The sequence below is a fragment of the Pseudomonas citronellolis genome (genome assembly GCF_900112375.1).
Classification (GTDB): domain Bacteria; phylum Pseudomonadota; class Gammaproteobacteria; order Pseudomonadales; family Pseudomonadaceae; genus Pseudomonas; species Pseudomonas citronellolis.
On sequence record NZ_FOLS01000010.1, the window covers coordinates 137,316 to 155,264 of the forward strand.

General features: G+C 69.1%; 18 protein-coding genes. 7 read left to right on the forward strand and 11 right to left on the reverse strand.

From position 1 onward, the window contains the following. Window positions 1-92: 92 nt before the first annotated feature. Together BM060_RS11810 and BM060_RS11815 are read right to left on the reverse strand one after the other, a co-directional pair. Window positions 93-1,466 carry a GTPase/DUF3482 domain-containing protein gene (locus BM060_RS11810; protein ID WP_074980318.1) on the reverse strand — a complete coding sequence of 458 codons (1,374 nt, stop codon included), beginning with the start codon at window positions 1,464-1,466 and terminating at the stop codon, window positions 93-95. Beyond that, window positions 1,459-2,850 (reverse strand): DUF2868 domain-containing protein, encoded by a 1,392-nt coding sequence (locus tag BM060_RS11815; protein ID WP_074980319.1) that lies wholly within the window; start codon window positions 2,848-2,850, stop codon window positions 1,459-1,461. The genes BM060_RS11810 and BM060_RS11815 overlap by 8 nt, the downstream gene beginning before the upstream one ends. A 184-nt stretch (window positions 2,851-3,034) precedes the next feature. Here BM060_RS11815 and BM060_RS11820 point away from each other — a divergent pair, with 184 nt between their 5' ends. Genes BM060_RS11820 through BM060_RS11830 form a run of 3 tightly spaced genes read left to right on the forward strand, consistent with a single transcriptional unit; the run spans window position 3,035 to window position 5,653 of the window. Then, window positions 3,035-4,054 (forward strand): hypothetical protein, encoded by a 1,020-nt coding sequence (locus tag BM060_RS11820; RefSeq protein WP_074980320.1) that lies wholly within the window; start codon window positions 3,035-3,037, stop codon window positions 4,052-4,054. After that, window positions 4,051-5,112: a hypothetical protein gene (locus BM060_RS11825; RefSeq protein WP_074980321.1), complete on the forward strand. Its 1,062-nt coding sequence runs from the start codon at window positions 4,051-4,053 to the stop codon at window positions 5,110-5,112. Before BM060_RS11820 ends, BM060_RS11825 begins: the two co-directional genes overlap by 4 nt. Before the next feature lie 19 nt (window positions 5,113-5,131). Next, entirely contained in the window at window positions 5,132-5,653 is a 522-nt protein-coding gene (locus BM060_RS11830; protein ID WP_074980322.1) for a dihydrofolate reductase, read from the forward strand. A 188-nt stretch (window positions 5,654-5,841) separates the two neighbouring features. Here the strand turns inward: BM060_RS11830 and lgt are convergent, their stop codons facing one another. Continuing rightward, the gene (lgt, locus tag BM060_RS11835; protein ID WP_074980323.1) at window positions 5,842-6,675 is read right to left on the reverse strand and encodes a prolipoprotein diacylglyceryl transferase; all 834 of its coding nucleotides are present in this window, start codon (window positions 6,673-6,675) and stop codon (window positions 5,842-5,844) included. 9 nt (window positions 6,676-6,684) lie between these two features. Beyond that, entirely contained in the window at window positions 6,685-7,473 is a 789-nt protein-coding gene (locus BM060_RS11840; RefSeq protein WP_058488080.1) for a sulfite exporter TauE/SafE family protein, read from the reverse strand. 193 nt (window positions 7,474-7,666) lie between these two features. Between BM060_RS11840 and BM060_RS11845 the strand changes: the two genes are divergently transcribed. Continuing rightward, the gene (locus BM060_RS11845) at window positions 7,667-8,419 is read left to right on the forward strand and encodes an NRDE family protein (protein ID WP_074980324.1); all 753 of its coding nucleotides are present in this window, start codon (window positions 7,667-7,669) and stop codon (window positions 8,417-8,419) included. Window positions 8,420-8,678: 259 nt separating this feature from the next. Here the strand turns inward: BM060_RS11845 and BM060_RS11850 are convergent, their stop codons facing one another. The 3 genes from BM060_RS11850 to BM060_RS11860 form a co-directional block, all read right to left on the reverse strand. Continuing rightward, window positions 8,679-9,701: a sensor domain-containing diguanylate cyclase gene (locus BM060_RS11850; protein WP_074980325.1), complete on the reverse strand. Its 1,023-nt coding sequence runs from the start codon at window positions 9,699-9,701 to the stop codon at window positions 8,679-8,681. A gap of 74 nt (window positions 9,702-9,775) precedes the next feature. Then, window positions 9,776-12,055 carry a phosphoenolpyruvate--protein phosphotransferase gene (ptsP, locus tag BM060_RS11855; protein WP_074980326.1) on the reverse strand — a complete coding sequence of 760 codons (2,280 nt, stop codon included), beginning with the start codon at window positions 12,053-12,055 and terminating at the stop codon, window positions 9,776-9,778. A gap of 21 nt (window positions 12,056-12,076) precedes the next feature. Next, the gene (locus BM060_RS11860; protein WP_009613927.1) at window positions 12,077-12,556 is read right to left on the reverse strand and encodes an RNA pyrophosphohydrolase; all 480 of its coding nucleotides are present in this window, start codon (window positions 12,554-12,556) and stop codon (window positions 12,077-12,079) included. 145 nt (window positions 12,557-12,701) lie between these two features. On the opposite strand from BM060_RS11860, the gene BM060_RS11865 reads away from it, so the two are divergent. Then, entirely contained in the window at window positions 12,702-13,361 is a 660-nt protein-coding gene (locus BM060_RS11865) for a histidinol-phosphatase (RefSeq protein WP_074980327.1), read from the forward strand. Between the two features lie 6 nt (window positions 13,362-13,367). Here BM060_RS11865 and BM060_RS11870 read toward each other — a convergent pair whose 3' ends face one another. The 3 genes from BM060_RS11870 to ilvA all read right to left on the reverse strand — a co-directional run bounded on the left by BM060_RS11870 (window position 13,368) and on the right by ilvA (window position 15,984). After that, on the reverse strand, window positions 13,368-13,835 hold the full coding sequence (locus tag BM060_RS11870; protein ID WP_074980328.1) for a DUF2269 family protein: 468 nt from the start codon (window positions 13,833-13,835) through the stop codon (window positions 13,368-13,370). A gap of 22 nt (window positions 13,836-13,857) precedes the next feature. Continuing rightward, entirely contained in the window at window positions 13,858-14,325 is a 468-nt protein-coding gene (locus tag BM060_RS11875) for a DUF2269 domain-containing protein (protein ID WP_074980329.1), read from the reverse strand. Between the two features lie 114 nt (window positions 14,326-14,439). Then, window positions 14,440-15,984 (reverse strand): threonine ammonia-lyase, biosynthetic, encoded by a 1,545-nt coding sequence (gene ilvA / locus BM060_RS11880; RefSeq protein ID WP_255314680.1) that lies wholly within the window; start codon window positions 15,982-15,984, stop codon window positions 14,440-14,442. A gap of 107 nt (window positions 15,985-16,091) precedes the next feature. Here ilvA and rpiA point away from each other — a divergent pair, with 107 nt between their 5' ends. Further along, the gene (gene rpiA / locus BM060_RS11885; RefSeq protein ID WP_061563065.1) at window positions 16,092-16,763 is read left to right on the forward strand and encodes a ribose-5-phosphate isomerase RpiA; all 672 of its coding nucleotides are present in this window, start codon (window positions 16,092-16,094) and stop codon (window positions 16,761-16,763) included. Between the two features lie 74 nt (window positions 16,764-16,837). Further along, window positions 16,838-17,170, forward strand: coding sequence for a YegP family protein (locus BM060_RS11890; RefSeq protein WP_074980331.1), 333 nt, complete (start codon window positions 16,838-16,840; stop codon window positions 17,168-17,170). A gap of 6 nt (window positions 17,171-17,176) precedes the next feature. On the opposite strand, the gene BM060_RS11895 is transcribed toward BM060_RS11890, so the two are convergent. Continuing rightward, window positions 17,177-17,905 carry a CatB-related O-acetyltransferase gene (locus BM060_RS11895; RefSeq protein WP_061563066.1) on the reverse strand — a complete coding sequence of 243 codons (729 nt, stop codon included), beginning with the start codon at window positions 17,903-17,905 and terminating at the stop codon, window positions 17,177-17,179. Window positions 17,906-17,949: the final 44 nt, after the last annotated feature.

Here is a 17,949-nt window from a genome sequence, read left to right on the forward strand (position 1 = left end):
CCGCAGCGCCCTGAGACAGGCGCTTCGTGTTCAAAGCCGCAACACCCTTCGGCCAAGGCCAAACGGCGTATAACCGCGAACGGTTATACGCCCTACCGTTCCAATAGCTGTTGAGCCAGGGCGTCGACCTGCTCCTGGCGTTCGCTCTTGTCCACCCGCTTGCGGCCATTCAAGGTCGACCATTCCGGGTGCGCCCGCGCCTTGCGCAGCGCCTCGGGCAGCTTGCCCTCGCGCCATTGCTTGTCTTCCGGCGAAGCAACGCGGATCGCCTCCATGGCCGCATGGCCCCGCGCCTGCAATGCCGCCAGCAACTGGCGCTGGCGCAGGGCGAGCAGGCGCAGCACGCTGTCGTCCACCGAAAGTTCGCGCTGGCCCTTGAGCTTGCCGAGCAGGCGCTGGCCGTAATGGCCGACAGTCTGCCAGGCGCCGCCGGCCAGGGCGCCGAGGGCGGTGGCGGCGCCCAGGGTCAGGCCGCCCACCAGCAGGTCTATCCCCGCGCCAGCCGCGGCGCCGGCAGCTACCCCGCCGCCCAGGCGCACGCCGAGTTGGCGCAGGGTTTCGGGGTTGAACAGATCATCGCCCCAGCGTCCATCCAGCAGCGGCAGGTCGGCAGCGCGGGCGTCGTCCTTGCGGAAGGCATAGAGGCGCAGCAGGGCCTGCACGCAGGCTTCCTCGCGCTTGCGCACGCGGTCGCGCAACACTTCGGTGGCCTGGCGGATGGCCTCGGCATCGCCCGGCACCAGGTCGCGGCAGGCGGCAACGTCCACCAGCAGTTCGGCGATCAGCTTGGCGCCGGCTTCGCGGCGTGCCACGGCCTGGGCCTCGTGGTCCCGGATCAGCCGTTCCAGCTGCGGGCGCGACTTCTCCAGCAGCAGCGCCAGGCTTTCGTAGAGCCGGCGTTCGCCGTCCAGCGGCGGCGCCACGCTGTCGAAGCGCACCAGCGCGTGCAGGCCCAGGCGCGACAGGGCCTCGCGCCACTGCTCCTCACGGTGGTTGGCGCTGGCGACGAAGTTCAGCACCGGCAGCAGCGGCCGCGCGCAGCCGGCGAGCACCGCCAGCTCGTCGCGGTACTTGGCCAGCACCGGTTCGCGGGCGTCGATCACATAGAGCCCGGCATCGGACGCCTGCAACTGGCGCAGCACCTTGGCTTCCTGTTCGAAGCGGCCGCGCGCCTCGCTGCCATCGAGGAAGCGACGCAGCTTCTCCGGGCCGTCGAGGCGCTCGCCGGGGCGTTCCAGGGCGTCGAGAAAGTCGCGCAGGGCGATGGCATCCTCCAGGCCCGGCGTGTCGTACAGCTCCAGCAACGACTCGCCGTCCACCGACAGGCGCGCACCCTCGACGTGGCGGGTGGTGCTGGGACGGTGCGAGACCTCGCCGAAGCCGACGTCGCGGGTCAGGGTGCGCAGCAGCGAGGTCTTGCCGACGTTGGTGTGGCCGACCACGGCCAGCCTGAGGGGATCAGTCATGTCCGCTCTCCAGCCATGCCAGGGGCGATGCGCCGCTGTGCGCCAGGTTCAGCTTGTCGATGGCGGCATGCCAGTCGGCCAGGCGGTCGCTGTCCAGGCCGCTGCCCGCCGGCGGCTGCAGCAGCCAGACGCGGGTGGCGCCGGCGCAGCGCGACAGCTCGGCGATCAGCGCCAGGGTGCCGCGGTCCGGCGAGCGCCGCGGGTCGCAGGCGATGGCCAGGCGCGCCGGCGGATAGCGGGTCAATTGTTCCAGCAGGCGGCGGCGCTGCGCGCCATCGTCCAGCACGCCGGCATCGGCCACGCCGGCCGGCAGCTTCGGCGGCCAGGGCTGGCTGTCGTCCAGTTCGATGGCCACCAGCAGGGCGCCGTCCGCGCTGGCGGCGGGGTTCTGCGCCTGGGGCTCGACCAGGCTGGCCGGCGCGGCATCGTTGACGCCCAGGCGCTCGCTGCTGGGCAGCAGGCGTTCGCGCAGCAGGCTGTAGCCGGGCAGCGAGAGGTCCAGGCGCAACGCCGCGCGGCCGCGGCGCCAGCGCCACAGGCAGAAGGCCCAGAGCAGCAGGCGCGGCAGCAGGCCGTAGACCGCCAGGATGCCCACCAGCCAGCCGGCCCAGGCATGGCGCGCCGCCTCGCTGGCCACCAGGGCATCGCCGCTGGCGCGCACCAGGTCGCTGTCCGGCAGCGGGAAGCCCAGCAACGAAGGCAGCGCGCCGAGGCCCTGGGTGAGGAAGACGAAGGTGTCGCCGCCGAGGATGGTGGTTTCCCAGACGAAGCCGTAGCGCCGCGTCGAGAGCAACGCCAGCAGCACCACCATGGCCGAACCCAGGGCCAGCAGCCACAGGCCGTGGACCAGCATGCCCAGCGCCCAGCGCGTCAGGCGCTGGCGGCCGAGCAGCACCAGCAGCGCCGGCGCCAGTTGCGCGGCGCGGGCATCGCGCGCCAGCTTGCCGCTCAGCCACAACCACAGGCGGCCCAAGGCCCCGGCCGCCTCGCCGCCGCCGAGGGCGAAGCCCGCGGCCCAGCCGAGCAGCATCAGCAGGTCCAGGCCGAGCAGGCTGGCCAGGGCCCAGAACACGTTGACCGGGCGCTGGCCATCGCCGAGTGCGGCCAGCGCCAGGCCGGCGCCGCTGAGCAGGGCGAGGAAGATCAACAGGTAGAAGGCCAGTTGCGCGCCCTGTTTCCACAGGCGCAGGGCGCTGTCCAGCCCGTCGCGGCCGGCCAGCCACAGGGCGCGGTTCTCGATGCGCCGGGGCAGTTCGCCGCCGGCGGCGATGGCGCGGCGGTTGGCCTCGGCGTCCTCCAGCGGGCCGGCCTGCTCCTCGCGCAGGCGCACGGCTTCGCACAGCCACAGTCGGTCGAAGGCGGAAGGTGGGGCGCTATCGCTCACAGTGTCTCCGGCACGGGTTCCTGGGGCGCAAGCATAACCGCTGCGCCGCGCCGCGTCCGCCCGCCAGCTCTCCGGGGTAACGGTAACACCGGAGCCCGCCGACCGAACCAAGGAAGGGCTTACCCGGCGCGCCCACGGGTATAGGGTGCGAAAGCCAACCAGAACAACAACAACGAGGCCCGCCATGCCGCGCGTCCTGCCCTGCGCCCTGCTCCTGCTGGCCGCCGCCCACGCGGCGGCCGTGGAAACGCCCCCGGTGCGCCCCTCCGAGTGGGGCCCGGACACCCCGCTGATGCAGGCGGTGCCGCCGCGCCAGCTGGACGACAAGGTCGGCCAGCGCGCCTCCGACAGCGACGAGTCGAAGCTGTGGATAAGCCACACCGACTTCCGCCTGCACGACGACATCGGCTTCTTCATCCGCCGCATGCTGATCCGCATGAGCTCCAACGGCCCCAAGGGCACGCCGCTGATGCTCGACGACCCCAGGGCCATGGTCGCGCGCATCCAGGCCGGCGACATCTTCGTCGCCGACGCCACCCTCGCCACCCTGCTCAACGCCGAACTGCGCAGCGCCGACGCGCCGGTGCGCAACCTGGTCCTGGCCACCCGCAAGGGCGGCCAGGAAGTGCGCGGCGAGCTGCTGCGCAAGGGCCGCTGGCGGCCGCTGCGGATGCTCACCGGCATCGAGCAGGCCGGCCCGCTGAAGGTGGCGCTGGTGCCGCAACGCATCTTCGTCGACGGCGTGGACGTCACCCCTTCGCTGAGCGCCGCCTCCATCGAGATGTCCGAGGTGCTGCAACTGCACACCGCGCACATGCAGCTGCTCGGCAACCGCATCCTGGTCGACCTCGACGGCCTGTTCCCGCCGCCGCGCCTGGAGTTCGCCGTGCGCAGCCTGAAGCTGGCCGACGGCGGCATGGACCTGCTGCTGGGCGACGACCTGGCCAGCCTGCAATGGCCGCAGTTGCAGGCGCCAGAGAGCTACATGTTCATCCAGGGCGGCGACATCAAGATGGCCCGCACCATCCTGGTCAAGGCCTACGCCCTGTTCACCAGCCTCAGCCCCGGCCAGCCGCTGCTGTTCAACCTCTACGACTACCGCCGCCAGTTGCAATACGGCGAGATCCGCCTGCGCCAGGACGGCATGGTGCACATCGCGGTGTCGCCGGTGAAGGCGCCGGCACCGCAGGAGAAAGCCCTATGAAGCGCCTGCTGCCCCTGCTCCTCGCCCTGCCCCTGTTCGCGCAGGCGCAAAGCGCCATCGACCGCCAGCAGCAGGAACTGCAACTGCTGCGCCAGGGCTGGTTCCAGCAGACGCCGCCGGACGCCGGGCACGCCGCCAGCCGCCCGGGCGGCGTGCGCGATTCCGGCCAGGACGGCGTCGGCCTGCTGCTGCACAACGTGGACATGTACTTCGAGGGTGGCATCGGCTTCCACAGCCCGCAGCTCAAGGGCTGGCTGGTGCCGCTGAAGGCCGGCGCGCCGGTGGATTTCGACCGCCCGCAGGACATGCGCATCCAGGTCACCGAGGGCGAGGTGATTCTCGACCCGCAGCAACTGGCCAGCCTGTTCAACGAGCGCATCCTGGCTTATCCACAGAGCATGCTGCGCAACTTCAGCATGAGCATCGACGGCGAGCGCCTACGCGTCAGCGGCGAGGTGCAGCCCCTGGGCATCGGCCCCTGGCTGCCGCTGCGCCTGGCTGGCAGCGTGCGCCTGGAGGGCGACGAGATCCTCTACCAGCCGGACCAGGTCAAGGTCCTCGGCGTGCCGGCCTACGGCGCCATGAGCCTGGTCGGCCTGCACCTGGACTCGCTGGTCAGCCTGGAGCGCCCCGGCGCCCTGCTGTGCGACAACGCCATGCGCCTGGACTACCACCAGGTGTTCCCGCTGGTGGGCATCGACGGCAAGGTCGACGCCGCCTGGCTCGATGCGCAGGGCCTGCACCTGCGCTTCGCCCGTCCGGCCGGCAGCCCGCCGCCGCGCTTCGAGCCGCCCACCCTGGCCGGCCCTTCGTACATCTGGCTGCAATCGGGCGACCTGAAGATCTTCGAGATTCTCATCACCTACGCGCAGGTGCTGCTCAAGGCCGAGCAGCCCGGCCAGACGCTGGTGTTCAGCCTCAAGGACTACCGCAAGGTGCTGGCCACCGGCATCACCCAGGTCAACGAGGACGGCACCTTCTTCATGCGCGTGCCGCCCTACGCGAACGACGCGCCGGCCCAGCGGCTGGTATCCTCTGCCACCGATGGATCACCCTGAGCACATGACCGGAGCCACGATGTCCCAAGCCCCTTCCCGCCTGCCGCTGGCGATGATCGCCGCCCTCGCCGAGAACCGCGTGATTGGCATCGACAACCGCCTGCCCTGGCACCTGCCGGCCGACCTCAAGCACTTCAAGGCGCTGACCCTGGGCAAGCCGATCATCATGGGCCGCAAGACCTGGGACTCCTTAGGCCGCCCGCTACCCGGCCGGCTCAACCTGGTGGTCAGCCGCCAGGCCAGCCTGCAGTTGGAAGGCGCCGAGGTGTTCACTTCGCTGGACGCTGCGCTGCAGCGCGCCGACGTCTGGGCGCGGGAGGAGGAAGCCGAGGAGCTGATGCTGATCGGCGGCGCCCAGCTCTACGCCGAGGCCCTGCCCGTGGCCGAGCGCCTGTACCTGACCCGCGTGGCCCTGAGCCCGGTGGGCGACGCGCGCTTCCCCGAGGTGGACGAAAGCCGCTGGCACCTGGCGTCGAGCATCGAGCATGAAGCGACGGCGGAAACGCCGGCCTATGCCTTCGAGGTCTGGGACCGCGCTTGAGCGGCTCTTGGCTTGGCAGAAGCGAGCTTGCCCACTGCACCGAGGTGCTTTTCGTAGGATGGGTTGAGCTTGCGAAACCCATGCGGTCTCGGTGATGGGTATCGCTTCGCTCAACCCATCCTACGGGTGTCGCGTTTGCCGGAGGACGTAGGCGGGCTTGCCCGCTTCTACGAAAAACCGCCGTCCCGTCAGTTGGTCGCCGGCTTCGCCGCCGCGCGGCGGTAGGCCCAGACCATCAGGGCGATGCCGCCGAGGATCATCGGCACGCACAGCAGCTGGCCCATGGTCAGCCAGTCCCAGGCCAGATAGCCCGGGCCGCCGTTGCCGCCGGCGCCCTGGTCGGCGTCGGGCAGGCGGAAGAACTCGACGAAGAAGCGGAAGCAGCCGTAGCAGAGGATGAACAGGCCCGATACCGAGGCGGTCGGCCGCGGCTTGCGCGAGAACATCCAGAGGATGGCGAACAGCACTATGCCTTCCAGGGCGAACTCGTACAGCTGCGACGGGTGGCGCGGCAGCTGCGCCGGGTCGCTGTAGGGCGGGAAGATCATCGCCCAGGGCACGTCGGTGGGCTTGCCCCACAGCTCGGCGTTGATGAAGTTGCCGATGCGCCCGGCGCCCAGGCCGATCGGTACCAGCGGGGCGATGAAGTCCATCAGCTGGAAGAAGCTCTTGCCGTTGCGCTTGCCGAACCACCAGGTGGCCAGCATCACTCCGATCAGCCCGCCGTGGAACGACATGCCGCCTTCCCAGACCTTGAACAGGTTCAGCGGGTTGGCCAGGTAGAAGTCCAGCTTGTAGAACAGCACGTAACCCAGGCGCCCGCCGAGCACCACGCCGCAGGCGACCCAGAACACCAGGTCGGAGAGCTTTTCCTTGCTCCAGGTCGGGTCGAAGCGGTTCAGTCGGCGCGAGGCCAGCAGCCAGGCGCCGCCGATGCCGATCAGGTACATCAGCCCGTACCAGTGGATCTTCAGGGGGCCGAGCGACACCGCGACGGGGTCGATCTGTGGATAGGGCAGCATCGCTTACTCCTAGGGTTTGATCAGGAAACTCATGCCGATGCAGAACATCAGCAGAGCGAACAGGCGCTTGAGCACCTTGGCCGGCAGGCGGTGCGCCAGGCGCGCGCCGATGCGGGCGAAGAACATGCTGGTGACGGCAATGCCCACCAGCGCCGGCAGGTAGACGAAGCCGAGGCTCCACTGCGGCAGCTCGGGCCGGTGCCAGCCGACCATGATGAAAGAAATCGCCCCGGCGATGGCGATGGGCAGACCGCAGGCCGAGGACGTAGCCACCGCCTGCTGCATGGAGACGCCGCGCCAGGACAGGAAAGGCACGGTCAGCGAGCCGCCACCGATGCCGAAGATCGCCGAGGCCCAGCCGATGAAGCCGCCGGCCGCGCCCAACCCGCCCTTGCCCGGCAGGCTGCCGCCGGCCTTGGGTTGCAGGCCCAGGGTCATCTGGATGGAGATGAGCACGGCGAAGACGCCGATGATCTTCTGCAGCACTGCTCCCTTAATGGCCGATGCGGTCAGCGCGCCCAGGGCGCTGCCGACGACGATGCCCACGGTCATCCACAGGAACACCGGCCAGAGCACCGCGCCACGGCGATGGTGTTCGAGGATGGAATTGACCGAGGTGAAGACGATGGTCGCCAGCGAGGTGCCCACCGCCATCTGCGTCAGCACCTCGACGGGAAAGCCATGGGCGGTGAAGCTGAACACCAGCACCGGGACGATGATCAGGCCACCGCCGACGCCGAACAACCCGGCCAGCACGCCCGCGCAGGCACCCAGCACCAGGTAGAGAAGGAACTCCATGGAGACCTCGGGTGGCAAAAGCGGCATGGTACCGAAAATGCGCCGGCGACGGCAGCCGCCCGCGGTGCAACAGGCCTTTCGGTACCAATATGAAAGAAATTTCATCGTGCGCCGTGCCCGGACGACGGCGGCTATTGAGTTGCCAACGCCAGTTACCTACCCTGCCAGGACCACCACCGCAGGGCCCTGCCCCATGTGCCTGATCGTCCTTGCCTGGCGCCCCGGACACGCCATGCCGCTGATAGTCGCGGCCAACCGCGACGAGTTCTATGCCCGCCCCACCCTGCCGCTGGCGGCGTGGGAGGATGCGCCGGGCGTCTATGCCGGGCGCGATCTGGAGGCCGGCGGCACCTGGATGGGCCTGGGGCCTGATGGGCGCTTCGCCGCCCTGACCAACGTGCGTGATCCCGGCCAGCCGCTGGGGCCGCGCTCGCGCGGCGAGCTGGTGGCCGGCTTTCTGCGCGGCCGTCAGGCGCCGCTGGATTACCTGGCCGAGGTGCAGCGCCGCGCTGCCGAGTATTCCGGCTTCAACCTGCTGGTCGGCGATGCCCGTCAGCTCTGCTACTTCAATCCCCGCGATGGCGAGCCGCGGGAATTGCCGGCCGGGCTGCACGGGCTGTCCAACGCCTCGCTGGATACGCCCTGGCCCAAGCTGCTGCGCGCCCGCGCCGCGCTGGAGGAACACCTCGACGAAGCCGAACCCGGGGCATTGCTGGGGCTGCTTGGCGACCACGAGCGCCCCGGCGACGAACGGCTGCCGGAAACCGGCGTCGGCCTGGCCACCGAGCGCCTGCTGTCCAGCGTGTTCATCGCCAGCGCCAACTACGGCACCCGCGCCAGCAGCGTGCTGCGCGTGCATGCCGATGGGCGCCGGGAGTTCATCGAACGCAGTTTCGGGCCGGAGGGGGCCCATCTGGGCGAAGTACGTCTGTCGCTCGAAGCCTAGAGCCCGGTTGATTTTGTAGGAGCGAGCTTGCTCGCGAACGAACCCCGCTGCGAAGTCCGTTCGCGAGCAAGCTCGCTCCTACGAAAAGCATCCCGGCGCCCAGGCGGCGGCGTATAACCGCGAACGGTTATACGCCCTACGGTTCCAGGGAAGCACGGACGTAGGAGCGGACTCCGTCCGCGATGGCCAACCTACCGCGCCGATCCCATGTAGGAGCGCGCCCTACGCGCGAAATCGCGGGCAGGGCCCGCTCCTACGCCTAGCACACCTCGATGGCGTCGCGCAGGCGCTTGGCCCGGTAGAGGGCATCGTCCAGGCGGCGCAGCAGGTTTTCCAGGGGTTCGGCGCGGCGCATGCCGGCCAGGGCGAAGCTGGCGGTGAGCGGTTGTTCCAGCTCGGCGCAGGCCTCGCGGATGTGCAGGCGCAGGCGCTCGGCTAGGCGGCTGGCGGAGGCCAGCGGGGTGTTCGGCAGCAGCACGATGAATTCCTCGCCGCCCCAGCGGGCGAAGCAGTCTTCCTCGCGCAGGGTCCGGCGCACCGCCTGGGTCACCGCTACCAGCACGCGGTCGCCGACCGGGTGGCCGAAGAGGTCGTTGATGCGCTTGAAGTGGTCGAGGTCGAACATCAGCAGGCTGACCGGCTGGTCGTGGCGCTGCAGGCGCTGCCATTCCTGCTGCAGGCTGCTTTCGAAGCGGCGCCGGTTGAAGATCTGCGTCAGCGGGTCGGTCTCGCTCAGGCGCACCGCCACCGCGGCCTGTTCGGCCAGGGCCAGGTTGGCCTGGCGCAGGGCCTCGGTGCGTTGTTCGACCAGTTGTTCCAGGTTGCGGTTGAGTTCGTGCAGCTCTTCGTTGCGCCGCTTGAGTTCCAGCTCGATCAGCTTGCGCTCGTGGATGTTGTGGTGGGCGCCGATCATCCGTGTGGCGCGGCCCTGGTCGTCGAATTCGACGAAGCGGCCGTGATCCCTTATCCACAGGTATTCGCCATTGGCGCAAAGGCAGCGATACTCCTCGGCGTAGGCCGCCTGCCGGCCGTCCAGGTAGGCCTGGAAGCTGCGCATGACGCGGGGGAAGTCGTCCGGGTGGATCACCGAGTGCCAGGTGGCGACGTTCTCCGGCAGGCCATCGATGGGGTAGCCGAGCATGCGGTACCAGCCGGGGCTGCGCTTGACGTCATTGCTGCGGATGTCCCAGTCCCAGATGCCGTCGCTGACGATCTCCAGGGCATAGCGCAGGGTCTTCTCGATGGCTTCGCGGTCGCCCGCGAGCGCTTGCTGCTCGTCCATAAGCCTTCTCCCGGCGCTGCCGGTTGTACAGGGCCCCGGGGACGACTCAGCTCCGGGGAGAGCGGCGCTCCAGGTCAGCCCTGGACGGTCGCCGCGGGGTTGATCACCCGGCCGAGGCCGAGGTTGCGCAATGCCAGGTGCAGGGAGCTGTGGATCACCTGCGGGTTGTCGAAGGTCATCAGTTGGCCGAGCAGCTCGCGGGCCTTGCCCAGGGTGATCTGGCGCAGCAGCCACTTCACCTTGGGCAGGTTGGTGGCGTTCATCGACAGCGAGTCGAAGCCCATGGCCATCAGCAGCACCGCGGCCGCCGGGTCGCCGGCCATCTCGCCGCAGATGCTCACCGGCTTGCCTTCGGCGTGGGCGTCGTCGACCACCTTCTTCAGCGCCTGCAGCACCGCCGGGTGCAGGTAGTCGTAGAGGTCGGCCACGCGCGGGTTGTTGCGGTCCACCGCCAGCAGGTACTGGGTCAGGTCGTTGGAGCCGACCGAGAGGAAGTCCACCTGGCGCGACAGTTCGCGGGTCTGGTACACCGCCGCGGGGATCTCCACCATCATGCCGATCGGCGGCATGGGGATGTCCACGCCTTCGTCGCGGATCTCGCCCCAGGCGCGGTGGATCAGGTGCAGCGCCTCTTCCAGCTCGTGGGTGCCGGAGATCATCGGCAACAGGATGCGCAGGTTGTTCAGGCCCTCGCTGGCCTTGAGCATGGCGCGGGTCTGCACCAGGAAGATTTCAGGGTGGTCGAGGGTGACGCGGATGCCGCGCCAGCCGAGGAAGGGGTTGTCTTCCTTGATCGGGAAGTAGGACAGCGCCTTGTCGCCGCCGATGTCCAGGGTGCGCATGGTCACCGGCAGCGGGTGGAAGGCCGAGAGCTGCTCGCGGTAGATCGCCAGCTGCTCCTTTTCGCTGGGAAAGCGGTCGTTGATCATGAACGGCACTTCCGTGCGGTACAGGCCAACGCCCTCGGCGCCGCGCTCCTGGGCGCGGGCCACGTCGGCCAGCAGGCCGGTGTTGACCCACAGCGGCATGCGGTGGCCGTCGAGGGTCTCGCAGGGCAGCTCGCGCAGCGCGGCCAGGCCCTTGCTCAGTTCCTTTTCTTCGGCGACCACTTCGCCGTACTGCTTGACCAGCTGCGGCGACGGGTTGGTGTAGATCTCGCCGTGGTAGCCGTCGACGATCAGGTCAATGCCGTCGACCTTGGAATACGGCAGGTCGACCGCGCCCATCACCGTGGGGATGCCCATGGCGCGGGCGAGGATGGCCACGTGGGAGTTGCCCGAGCCGAGCACCGAGATCAGCCCCACCAGCTTGCCCTCGGGCACCTCGCCGAGCATCGCCGGGGACAGTTCCTCGCTGACGATGATGGTCTGGTCCGGGTAGGTGAGGGTCTGCTTACGTTCTTCCTGCAGGTAGGCGAGGATGCGCCGGCCGATGTCCTTGACGTCGGAGGCGCGCTCGCGCAGGTAGGCATCGTCCATCAGCTCGAAGCGCGCGACGTGCTCCATCACCACCTGGCGCAGGGCGCCCTGGGCCCACTGGCCGGAGCGGATGATGCGCTTGACCTCCTGGCCGATGGAGGCGTCGTCGAGCATCATCAGGTAGACGTCGAACAGCGCGCGCTCTTCCTTGCGCAGCTGGGTGGCCAGCTTGCTGGAGAGGTTGCGCATGTCTTCGCGGACGGCTTCCAGGGCCTGCTTGAACAGCTCGACCTCGGCCTCGACGTCGTCGATGGGCTTGTCCGGGACCACTTCCAGGTCGGCCGGCGGCAGCACCACCACGGCCTTACCCACGGCCACGCCGGGGGCGCCGGGCACGCCGACGAACTTGGCTTCCTGGATGCCCTTGCCGAGCTTGCCCAGGCCGCGGATCGAACCGGTGGCCTCGGCGTGGGCGATGACCCCGGCCAGCTGCGCGCTCATGGTCACCAGGAAGGCTTCCTCGCCTTCGTCGAACTGGCGCTTTTCCTTCTGCTGCACCACCAGCACGCCCATCACCCGGCGGTGGTGAATGATCGGGGCGCCGAGGAAGGAGGCGTAGCGTTCCTCGCCGGTCTCGGCGAAGTAGCGGTAGCGCGGGTGCTCGGAGGCGTTCTCCAGGTTCAGCGGCTCCTCGCGGGTGCCGACCAGGCCCACCAGGCCCTCGTTGGGGGCCATGCTGACCTTGCCGATGGAGCGCTTGTTCAGGCCCTCGGTGGCCATCAGGACGAAGCGGTTGGTCTCGGCGTCGAGCAGATAGACCGAGCACACCTGGGTGCCCATGGCTTCCTTGACCCGCTGCACGATGATGCCCAGCGCCGCCCTCAGGTCCTTGGCGGCGTTCACTTCCTGGACGATCTTGCGCAGCGTGTTGAGCATGCTCAGGGCCTTATCTCCTCTTCAGTCCCGCGCCAGAAGGCGCGGCGCCAGTTCCTTCAGGGCGCGCCGGTAGACCTCGCGTTTGAAGGTCACCACCTGCCCCAGGGGATACCAGTAACTCACCCAGCGCCAGCCATCGAATTCCGGCTTGCCGGTCACATCCATGCGTACCCGGTTCTCGTCGCCGGTGAGGCGCAGCAGGAACCACTTCTGTTTCTGGCCGATGCACAGCGGCTGGCTGTTGGTACGCACCAGCCGCTGCGGCAGACGATAGCGCAACCAGCCGCGGGTGCAGGCGAGAATGCGCACATCCTGCTCCTCCAGGCCGACTTCCTCGTTCAACTCGCGGAACAGCGCCTCTTCAGGAGTTTCCCGGGCGTTGATGCCGCCCTGCGGGAACTGCCAGGCCTCCTGGTTGATGCGCCGTGCCCACAGAACCTGACCGGCCTCGTTGGAGAGGATGATGCCGACATTGGGGCGAAAACCATCGGGATCGATCACGGCGGTACATCCTCGAAAACGCGTGTGCCCGCATTGTTCCACAAAGCCTGTGACAGCGGCAACGCGAGGCTTGGCGCGCATGGGCAGGGCCGGCAAAAGCCGTTACTCTAGGCGACTTTTCCGCTTTCGCAATTAATGGTGAACCATGGCGCGTCTGGCCCTTTTCGACCTCGACAACACTCTGCTGGCCGGCGACAGCGACCACAGCTGGGGCGAGTGGCTGTGCCAGCGCGGCCTGGTCGACGCCGGCGAGTACCAGGCGCGCAACGATGCCTTCTATGCCGACTACCAGGCCGGCACCCTGGACGTGTTCGCCTACCAGGCCTTCACCCAGGCGATCCTCGGCCGCAACAGCCTGGAGCAACTGGCCATCTGGCATCGCCAGTTCATGGAGGAGGTCATCGAGCCGATCATCCTGCCCCGCGGCGAAGCCCTGCTGGCCGAGCACCGCGCCGCCGGCGACCGCCTGGTGATCATCACCGCCACCAACCGCTTCGTCACCGGCCCCATCGCCGAGCGCCTGGGCGTGGAAACGCTGATCGCCACCGAGTGCGAGATGCGCGACGGCCTCTACACCGGCCGCACCTTCGACGTGCCCTGCTTCCAGGGCGGCAAGGTGACCCGCCTGCAGCGCTGGCTGCAGGAAACCGGCATGAGCCTGGACGGCAGCTACTTCTATAGCGACTCGCGCAACGACCTGCCGCTGCTGGAAGTGGTGGCCCATCCGGTGGCGGTCGACCCGGACGAGGTCCTGCGCACCACCGCCGAGGAACGCGGCTGGCCGGTGCTCAGCCTGCGCGACTGAGGCGCCTCACAGCGGCTTGTTGACCATCAGCCAGAAGATCGCCAGGAAGGCCAGGAACGCCGGCCAGCCCAAGGCGAACCACCAGCGCATATAGAAGAAGGCCTGCGGCGGCAACGCGGTTCCCGCCGCCGTCGCCGCCTCGGCCAGGTCGCGCACGCGAATCTGCAGCCACACCACCGGCAACCAGCAGAGCCCGGCGAACACGTACAGCCCCAGGCTCCACAGCAGCCAGCCCTGCGCCAGCGGCCAGCCGGCCCAATACGCCAGGCCCAGGCCGCTGAGCGGCTGGAACACGGCGCTGGTGGCGATGAACAGCCAGTCGGCGCTGACCAGGTGGCGGAAGGTCGTGGCGATGACCTGCAGTTGCCCACTGCGCCAGGCCCGCCAGGCGTAGTAGGCCGAGCCCAGGCCGGTGCCGAACAGCAGGGTGGCGGTCAGGATGTGCAGGGTCTTGAGCAGCAGGTAGGGACTCATCGGCGCTCCATCGCCATCGGATTCACAGCGGCTTGGCCAGCATCAGCGCCAGTATCGCCAGCCAGCTGAGCAGGGCCAGGGCGAAGAACGCCGCGCCGAAGCGCAGCTCGCGCACCACGCGCTCGGCCAGCGGCTCGCCGCTGTCGCGGGCGCTAACCGCCAGGGCGCGGATGCGCCACAGGCGGCTGGTGAACAGCAGCCAGAAGATCGCCACCAGGATCAGCAGACAGGCGCTGGCCAGCAGCCAGGTCTGGCCCAGCGGGAAGCCGGCGCGGTGGACCATCTGCCAGCCGGTCAGCGGCAGGCTGACGACGCTGCCGGCCACCAGCGCCCAGGCCGCCAGGCCGATGCGCAGCAGCGCCTTGGCCAGCGCGCCGGCATCCCCGCCGCGCCAGCTGCGCCAGCCGTACCAGGCGAGGCCGGCGATGGCCAGCAGCGGCACGGCCACGGCGACGCCGTGGAGGATCTTGAGGGTCTGGTAGGTTTCCATGCGGGCGGTCCCTGTCGCGATTCGTGGCTGTTCCCTCAGCCTAGCAGCGCTGCCGGCCGGCGGGTCGAACTGGGACAGCGGGCGCTGCCCCGGCGTTCCCCGCCGGCCGTGGCGTCAACCCAGGAACAGCCTGTACGCCGGGTTGTCGCTCTCGTCCCAGTACGGGTAGCCGATCTCTTCCAGCGCCTGCACCACCAGGTGGCGCTCCTCCTCCGGCACCTGCAGGCCGGCGACCACGCGGCCGTCGGCGGCGCCGTGGTTGCGGTAGTGGAACATGGTGATGTTCCAGCGCCCGCCGAGCTTGTTGAGGAAGTTGAACAGCGCGCCGGGGCGCTCGGGGAACTCGAAGCGGAACACCTGCTCGTCGCTGACCCGCGGCGAATGGCCGCCGACCATGTGGCGGATGTGCAGCTTGGCCAGTTCGTTGTCGGTCAGGTCCAGCACCGGGAAGCCCCGCTCGCGCAGCTGCTCGACCAGCACCGCGCGCGGGTCGCTGTCCGGGTGGGTCTGCACGCCGACGAAGATGTGCGCTTCGCTGTCGGTGTTGTAGCGGTAGTTGAACTCGGTGATCTGGCGCTTGCCGATGGCCTCGCAGAAGGCCTTGAAGCTGCCCGGGCGCTCGGGGATGGTCACGGCGATGATGGCTTCGCGCTTCTCGCCCAGCTCGGCGCGCTCGGCCACGTGGCGCAGGCGGTCGAAGTTGATGTTGGCGCCGGAGTCGATGGCCACCAGGGTCTGCTCGCGGGCGTTGTCGCGCTCGACGTACTTCTTGATCCCGGCCACCGCCAGGGCGCCGGCGGGCTCGGTGATGGAACGGGTGTCGTCGTAGATGTCCTTGATCGCCGCGCAGATTTCATCGGTGCTGACGGTGATGACCTCATCCACGTACCGCTTGCAGATGTCGAAGGTGTGCTGGCCGATCTGCGCCACCGCCACGCCGTCGGCGAACAGCCCGACCTGGCTCAGCACCACGCGCTCGCCGGCGGCCATGGCGGCCTGCAGGCAGTTGGAGTCGTCCGGCTCGACACCGATGACCTTCACTTCCGGGCGCAGGTACTTCACGTAGGCGGCGATGCCGGCGATCAGCCCGCCGCCGCCCACCGGCACGAAGATGGCGTCCAGGCGGCCCGGGTGCTGGCGGAGGATCTCCATGGCCACGGTGCCTTGCCCTGCGATCACGTCCGGGTCGTCGTAGGGGTGGATGTAGACGTAGCCCTTCTCTTCCACCAGCTTCAGCGAATACGCCAGCGCCTCGGGGAAGGCGTCGCCGTGCAGCACCGCCTTGCCGCCGCGGGCGCGCACGCCCTGGACCTTCAGCTCGGGCGTGGTGCGCGGCATGACGATGGTCGCCTTCACCCCCAGCTCCTTCGCCGCCAGGGCCACGCCCTGGGCGTGGTTGCCGGCCGAGGCGGTGACCACGCCGCGCGCCAGTTCCTCGCGGCTCAGCTGCGCCAGCTTGTTGTAGGCGCCGCGGATCTTGAAGGAGAACACCGGCTGCAGGTCCTCGCGCTTGAGCAGCACCTGGTTGTCCAGGCGCTCGGAGAGGCGACGGGCCGGTTGCAGGGGCGTTTCCTCGGCGACGTCGTAGACGCGCGAGGTGAGGATCTTCTTGACGTACTGTTCGAGCATCGGGGCGGGCTTCGCAGGGACGGGGCACAAAGCCGGCAGTCTACTCCAGTCGGCGACGGCCGGGAGCGGCGAATCCACATTCGCCCGGCGGCCCCGCTATAATCCGCGCCCCAAGCCCTCTTTGCCGGAACCCAGAGATGAACCAGGACCAGCTCAAGCAGGCCGTGGCCCAGGCCGCCGTCGACCACATCCTCCCGCACCTCGACAGCAAGAGCATCGTCGGCGTCGGCACCGGCTCCACCGCCAACTTCTTCATCGACCTGCTGGCCAGGCACAAGGCCGAGTTCGACGGCGCCGTGGCCAGCTCCGAGGCCACCGCGCAGCGCCTGAAGGGCCACGGCATCCCGGTCTACGACCTGAACAGCGTCAGCGAGCTGGAGTTCTACGTCGACGGCGCCGACGAGAGCAACGAGCGCCTGGAGCTGATCAAGGGCGGCGGCGCCGCGCTGACCCGCGAGAAGATAGTCGCGGCCGTGGCCAAGCAGTTCATCTGCATCGCCGACCAGAGCAAGCTGGTGCCCCTGCTCGGCGCCTTCCCGCTGCCGGTGGAAGTCATCCCCATGGCCCGCAGCCACGTGGCCCGCCAGTTGGTCAAGCTGGGCGGCGACCCGGTCTACCGCGACGGCGTGCTGACCGACAACGGCAACATCATCCTCGACGTGCACAACCTGCGCATCGACAGCCCGGTGGCCCTGGAAGAGAAGATCAACAACATCGTCGGCGTGGTCACCGTGGGCCTGTTCGCCGCGCGCCCGGCCGACCTGCTGCTGCTCGGCACCGCCGAGGGCGTGAAGACGCTCAAGGCCTGACCTATTCGCGCCCATGGACGGGCGCCCGGCAACGACTAGGCTTAGGCTGTTCGCGCAACGCGCCGGAGGCCGCCATGTCCGCAAAATACCATCTGAAGAAGGCCAGCGACGGCCAGTTCCATTTCACCCTGCACGCCAGCAACGGCGAGGTCGTGCTCAGCAGCGAGCTGTACCGGGCCAAGACCTCGGCCATCGAAGGCATCGAGTCGGTGCGCAGGAACTCGCAGCGCGACGGCGCCTTCGAGCTGAAGGAAGCGAGCAACGGCAAGCACTACTTCGTGCTCAAGGCCAGCAATGGCCAGGTGGTCGGGCAGAGCCAGATGTACGCCAGCCAGGCCAACGCCGAGAACGGCGTCGCCTCGGTGAAGCGCTACGCGCCGGACGCCGGGATCAGCGACGACAGCTGAGCCGCCTCAGTCGGCCAGCAGCGCCACGCCCCAGGGCTTGGAGTCGATCCGCAGGCGCCGCGGCCGTGGCGCGGCGGGCGGCGCTTGGCGCTCCAGCTGCGCCAGGCAGGCTTCGGGATCGTCCAGCGGCAACTCCCCCAGCACTTCCAGCGGCAGTTCCCACCAGCGGCTGGCCAGCAGGCGCTCGATCACTTCCGGCGGGAAGCGGTAGCGGATCACCCGCGCCGGCGTCCCGGCCACGATCGCGTAGGGCGGCACGTCGGCATTCACCAGGGATTGCGCGCCAATCACGGCCCCGGTGCCCACGTTAACGCCGTCGAGGATCAGCACGTCGCGGCCGATCCACACGTCATGCCCTAGCGAGGCCGGCCGCCACGGCGCTTCGCGCACCAGGGGCCGGCGAACCAGCTTGGGGTTGACCGGGAAGTTGTGCGTGGTCAGCCAGTCGACGGGGTGGGAGTGGCGCCCCTGGCCGATCACCACGCCGGTGGCGATCGAGCAGTAGCGGCCGATCCGCGCCACGTCGAGGAACTCGCAGCCGCTGACGGCATCGGTGTGCGCGCCTATCTCCAGCTCGCGCGAGTAGATCTTCGCCTTACCCAGCTTCACCCCCGGCTCCAGGGTCAGGCGCGCGCCGTCGCGCAGCGACTTGATCCCGCCGGCCAGGCGGCAGCCGTGTTCGCTCAGCGCCTTGTTCAGGCGGCGGTTGATCAGGGCTTCGCGGATGATGTTCAAGGTCGCTCCAGGGGCGGGACAACAGGTGGGGCGACAATGTAAGC